This window comes from Halogeometricum sp. CBA1124, from assembly GCF_009741955.1.
Classification (GTDB): Archaea; Halobacteriota; Halobacteria; order Halobacteriales; family Haloferacaceae; genus Halogeometricum; species Halogeometricum rufum.
The window spans coordinates 1-5,411 of record NZ_WPCD01000231.1 but is presented as its reverse complement, the minus strand read 5'-3'; the positions used below and the strand labels follow the sequence as shown (position 1 = coordinate 5,411).

The window sequence follows — 5,411 nt, the reverse complement described above, 5'->3', positions numbered from 1 at the left end:
TCGACGCCCTCGTCGCCGCCGGCCACGACAAGCAGTCGGCCGTCGCGGAGGTGAACGACCTCCAGCGTCGACTCGGCGTCAACGTGGAGGCGGCGGCCGCCCTGTACGCCACGCGGCGCGGCGTGGACGTGGCCGACGCCGCCCGTGACGCGCGCGAAGAGTTGTAGCCGCGGCCACGACGGCGGCCGGTCGGGATGAACCGTCGCCGAGCGTGCGAGGACGGGCGAGGGTGCCGTCCGTTCGCCGTCGTCGCGTCGAGCGAGGACGGGGCGCGGTTCGAGAGACGTTATGTGTCCGCGGTTCGACGACTCGGACGAGAGATGGAACGGACGGTCGACCTCTCGGGCGACTCGCTCGCCCGGTTCCTCTACGCGTCCCAACTGACCGCGCTGTTACTGGTCGTCTTCTTCGTGGTCGACGGCGTCGCCGGCGTCGCGGTGGCGGTTCTGTTCGCGTCGCTGTCGGCCGCGGCGGCGGTCGGCCTGTGGCGAACGGTGAGGGACCGCGAGGGGGGCGAGCGTCTCGGAACCGCCGACGACATCACGTACGACCCGTTCGCGGACCCCGGGCAGGCCGCCAGAGACAGGTGGGAGAAGGCGGTCCGCCGGCTCCCGGGCGGGGACGACGAACGGGACTGACGGCGGAGTCGCGGACGGCGGCGCGAACCCACTCGGGACCGCCGACAACCGCGCCGTCTAAACCGCCGAGCGGTCAACGGGCACGTATGGTCGAGGACCGCCTGACGCACGGGAAGCGAATCGCCCAACTCGTCGCCAGCGAAGTCACGGGACACGAGCGGTCGCTGTCGTCGCTGTCGGTGACCGAGTCTGACCCCGACGTGGACCCCACCGAGGACGGCGCGTTCGCATACGCCGTCGAACGCGAGGGCGAACGCGTCGCCGAGGTGTACGTCCACCCGGACCGCGCTCGCGTCGAGTTCCTCGTCGAACAGGAGGCCGTCGCCGCCGCCGCCGAACGGGAGGGCCTCCGCGTCCGACCGAAGGCCGTCCGTCCGCCGCGGACGCTCGTCTTCGTCGAGGACGGGGCGCAGGTGAAGTGGCTGTTGCCCGCTCTCAGGGCCGTCGCCGACGCGTGACCGCGGGTCGGAGCGACCCGTCTCAGAGCGACGCCAGCACCGACGGCAGTCGCTCGACCAGTACCTCGCGTTCGACGTGGGCGGCGGCGCGGGCGCCGGGGCCGGGCCGCCCTCGAAGACGACCTGAATCGGCACGAGTCCGGCGTCTGCCGCACCCCCCACGTCGGCGTCCACGTCGTCGCCGACGTACGCCGTCTCCGCGGGGTCCGTGCCGAGAGCGTCCAGGAGGGCCTCGAACGCCGCCGCGTCGGGCTTGCCGGCGGGGAGTTCGCCCGTGACGAGGGCCACGTCGAAGGCGTCCTCCCAGTCGAGGGTAGCGAGTTTGTCGCGTTGGGCGACGCGCGGGCCGTTGGTGAGGAGGCCGACGGCGTACTCCTCGCGCAGGTCCGCGAGGAACGCCTCCGCGCCGGGCACGGGGACGAGGGCGTCGGCGATGTGTTCGCGGTACGCCGTGGCGACGGCGGCCGGGTCGGCGTCCGTGTCCCGGCCGGCCAGAAGCGACTCGAATATCGGCGTCCGCGTCTCCCGCGTGAGGTTGCGCCCGTGCGCGTCGAGGTAGGCCTCTCTGGAGAGTGGTGGCGCGCCCGCGGCCGTCGCGGCGTCGCGCAGAATCGTCGCTCGGTCACGCGTCGGTACCGCGAGTGTGTAGTCGAGGTCGAACCCGACCGCCCGGATAGTCACGGCTGGCGCTACGCGACGCACCACCATGACCGTTCCCGTCGCGGCGGCCGCCGCGACGGACGCCGCGTGAGAGGGTTTTTCTACGCCCACGCCCACAGGTGGGCCATGACCCTCGACCCCGTCCACGTGGACGGAATCGCGGACTTGGCGGCCTACCTCGCCCGAAACGTGGACGACGAGGAACACACCGACCTCGCCCGGACCGTCTGGGAGGAGTATCTCGACCCCCTGTACGGCCCCGACGGCGACGTGGTCCTCGACCCACTCGGGACGCGCCGCCTCCGGTCGGTCGACGTGGACGACGTCGCCCTCGCGGACCCGCCGTTCGAGACGGTCCACGGCCTCGACTCGGGCACCATCAACCCGACGACGTTCAAGAACGGCATCGTCCTCGACGTGGCGCAGGCGGCGATGGCGGCCGTCCCCTCGGACCTCGACCTCCACCGCCACCGCAGCATCGTCGCCACCACCCACGCGAACGACGCCACGCTGAAACTGGACGAACCGTGGCGCAAACTCGACGAGGGGCACTGTCGCTGGCGCATCATCCACGCGCCCCGGGTGAGTCGCTACGCCGAGGGCGTCGTCCACGCACTCGCCCTCTACCTCGCCGAGAGCACGCACGCGCTGGAACACGCCGACGCGGTGGACGACCTCCTCGTCCTCGACGGCCCCCTCTACCCGAAGGAACTCCTGAACTGGCGCGACAGGGACGGCGAACTCCGCGACCTGTCGCGCGAGGCAAAGCCCAAACAGGTCGTCGAGAACTACGTCCGTCTGGTCGAACGGTTCGTCGAACGCGACGTCCCCCTCTGCGGGTTCGTCAAGAACCCCGCGGCGAAACACCTCGTCACCGCCGTCCGCGACAGGGGGATGGAGGCGCCGTGGACGGACGACACCGCCTTCTTCACCCGTCTGCTCGAACGCCGCGCGGCCGGCAGTCGGGGGACCGAAGGGCGGGACACGTCGGAACTGACGTTCACCAACTGGTTCGTCTCCCGCGGCGGGTCCGACCGGACGTTCTCGACGGACGGCGACGCCTACGGACTGGAACGGAACCTCGACGACGACCTGTACGAAGTCGCGTTCGTCGTCGTCTACGACCCGCGAACCGACGTCCTCTACCGCGTCGAGACGCCCGTGGCGTTCGCGCGCGACGAGGAGGTGCGACGGCGACTCACGACGCAGATGCTCAGGGGCGTCGCGGCCGAACGGGGGCCGCCCGAGTCCGTCGCGAAGGCGGACGAACTGGCGCGCATCAGCGCGCGCGAGAAGATAGCGCTCAGGCGGAAACTGGAGGAGAACCTCGGCTCGGACGCCGTCCGCCGGTACGACGACGTCCGGTGGACGCCCGAGGAGTGAGCGCGGACGGGTGGCGTCTCAGGTCGTGCCGGGTTCGGACTTCACCACTTCGATGCGCACGTCGTCGGCGGCGACGCCGACGCGGGCGAACTGCGTCCGGACGTGCTCTTTGGCCGCCGCGAGGGCCTGTTCGCGCGTGTCGAACCCGCGGGGCATCGGCGAGTCGAACGCGACGTTGATGGTTCGCCCGTCTATCTCCGTCTCCGACCCCCCGCTCTCGACTTCGTAGAACTCGTCGCAGACCCACACGTACGGCGCGTCCTCGTCGGGCGCACCCTTGTACGACGGGGCCTCCTCGCCGCGTTCGAAGATGGTGCCCGTCAGCGTGGTGCCGCCGCCGTGTCCGCGAACTAGAAGCATACCGTTCCGATACGCACCCCAACCCCAAAAGACGCGCGGGGGTGTCGGAGCCATGGGTATTTTTAACGACGGCCTACCGTGTCGCAGACTATGTCCGACCTCGGTGATTTCACCGACTTCGAGGGCGACTCCGAGGCGGAGTCGTCCTCCCAATCGACCGACGCGTCCGCCGCCGGGGAGGCGCAGACGCGGACGCAGACGGCGTCGTCCGACTCCGCCGCCGACACCGACGCCGCCGACGGCGTGCGCGACGAGGTGTCGTTCGAGTCCTACGACGTGTCTCCCGCGGGCGAGGACCGCGGCATCGGCGCCGTCTCCGTCTCGCAGGGCCTCCGCGTCGCCGAAGACGGCGACGACACCACCCTCCGGGCGTTCGTCACGACGGGCAACCGCGACGACGTGCGCCTCGGCAAGTACCTGCTCGTCCCCTACCCGGACGACGAACTGCTGTTCTGTCGCATCACCGCCTTAGAGTACGCACAGGAGTTCCAGACGGACGACGCGACGGAGATTCACGCCCGGCGCGCGATGCGCCGGCAGGGGTTCGAGGAACGCGACTACAAGTTCGTCGCGTCGCTGGACCCCGTGGCGGTGCTGTTCGAGGATAGCGGGACGGGAAGCGTCTCGGAAAGCCGGACGCCCTCCGGCGACGGGACCGAACTCAAGCGACGGATGGTCGACAGAGTCCCCAAACCGGGCGCCGTCGTCGCCGAGGCGACGGACCCCGAGCAGATAAAGACGGGCCTGAAGATTCCCGCCGAGGGCGTCTTCCTCGGCCACCTCTCCGTCGGCGGCGAGAAGGTCCGGACCGCCGCCGAACCGCCGACTATCGACTACCGCCTGAAGGACGACTACGCCGACGGCGACCCACTCGTGTTCCGGCACACTCTCGTCGCCGGGGGCACCGGGTCCGGGAAGACGCACGCCTCGAAGAACCTCCTGCGGCAACTGCTGGACGCCGACCGGACGTACGAGATGGACGACGGGCGCGACGCTCGCATGGCCGTCGTCCAGTTCGACCCACAGGACGAGTACGCGCAGATGCACGACGACAACCCGGCGATGACCGAGTCGGTGACGCGGCGGTACGAACGCGAGGGCGTCGCGCACGGCGGCCACGACGACACGCTCTGTCTCGTCCCGAAGGAGGACGGCGTCCCCTACGGCGGCGACAACCACCGCGCCGAGCAGTTGGCGTTCACCATCCCGTTCTCGATGGCGCGCGACAGGCCGTGGCTGGTCGCCGGCAGCAGCCTCAACGAGAACCAGTTCCCGGCGCTGAAGGAACTCCTCCGGCGGTTCTTCCGGCAGTACGGCGACGAGGGGACGTACCGGGAGTTCCTGACGTTCCTCGACGACCCCGCGCTGAAGGAGGAACTGCACGAGGCCGGCCGCGTCCACGAGGCGACGTACGACGCCGTCAAGCGGCGGGTCCGGGGCGTCCCGAACGGCGTGTTCGACCAGTCCGCGCGGCCCATCACGGAGTTGGACCACGAACTCGTCCGGCCGGGCGGCCTCACCGTCGTCCCCACCTACCACCTCTCGACGAGTCGCGCCAAGGAGATGTTCGTCCTCGCGGTGTCGAGCATGCTCATCGACGACAAACTGTCGAACGCGCCCGACTCGCAGCGAATCAAGGAGACGCCCCTCGTCCTCGGGATGGACGAGGCGCACAACTTCCTCGCCGACGCCGACAACGTGCAGGCGCGGAAAGTCGTCTCGAAGTTCACCGAGGCGGCCAAGCAGGGCCGGAAGGAGCGTCTCGGCCTGTTCCTCATCACGCAGGACCCGCAGGACGTGGCCGAACCCGTGTTCAAGCAGGTGAACACGAAACTCGTCCTCAACCTCGGCGACGAGGACGCCATCGTCGCAACCGGACCGGTTCCGGGTTCGACGTCGTGTCGGGCGTGAC

General features: G+C 70.2%; 6 protein-coding genes and 1 pseudogene. 5 read left to right on the top strand and 2 right to left on the bottom strand.

Annotated elements, in window-relative coordinates; translation table 11 throughout:
* The 3 genes from GJ632_RS19055 to GJ632_RS19045 all read left to right on the top strand — a co-directional run.
* Positions 1-167: DUF2240 family protein (locus tag GJ632_RS19055; RefSeq protein WP_191453756.1), on the top strand; the 167-nt coding region annotated here is incomplete at its 5' end.
* 153 nt (positions 168-320) lie between these two features.
* Complete coding sequence (locus GJ632_RS19050) at positions 321-638, top strand: hypothetical protein (protein ID WP_191453755.1); 318 nt, start codon at positions 321-323, stop codon at positions 636-638.
* 86 nt (positions 639-724) lie between these two features.
* Positions 725-1,096: a hypothetical protein gene (locus GJ632_RS19045; protein ID WP_191453754.1), complete on the top strand. Its 372-nt coding sequence runs from the start codon at positions 725-727 to the stop codon at positions 1,094-1,096.
* Positions 1,097-1,118: 22 nt separating this feature from the next.
* Here the strand turns inward: GJ632_RS19045 and GJ632_RS19040 are convergent.
* Positions 1,119-1,804, bottom strand: a pseudogene (locus GJ632_RS19040) (HAD family hydrolase).
* A 78-nt stretch (positions 1,805-1,882) separates the two neighbouring features.
* On the opposite strand from GJ632_RS19040, the gene GJ632_RS19035 reads away from it, so the two are divergent.
* Positions 1,883-3,139 carry a DNA double-strand break repair nuclease NurA gene (locus GJ632_RS19035; RefSeq protein ID WP_191453753.1) on the top strand — a complete coding sequence of 419 codons (1,257 nt, stop codon included), beginning with the start codon at positions 1,883-1,885 and terminating at the stop codon, positions 3,137-3,139.
* Between the two features lie 18 nt (positions 3,140-3,157).
* Here the strand turns inward: GJ632_RS19035 and GJ632_RS19030 are convergent, their stop codons facing one another.
* Positions 3,158-3,499, bottom strand: coding sequence for a hypothetical protein (locus tag GJ632_RS19030; protein WP_089808445.1), 342 nt, complete (start codon positions 3,497-3,499; stop codon positions 3,158-3,160).
* A 90-nt stretch (positions 3,500-3,589) separates the two neighbouring features.
* Between GJ632_RS19030 and GJ632_RS19025 the strand changes: the two genes are divergently transcribed.
* Positions 3,590-5,410 (top strand): ATP-binding protein, encoded by a 1,821-nt coding sequence (locus GJ632_RS19025; RefSeq protein ID WP_231751687.1) that lies wholly within the window; start codon positions 3,590-3,592, stop codon positions 5,408-5,410.
* Position 5,411 lies beyond the last annotated feature (1 nt).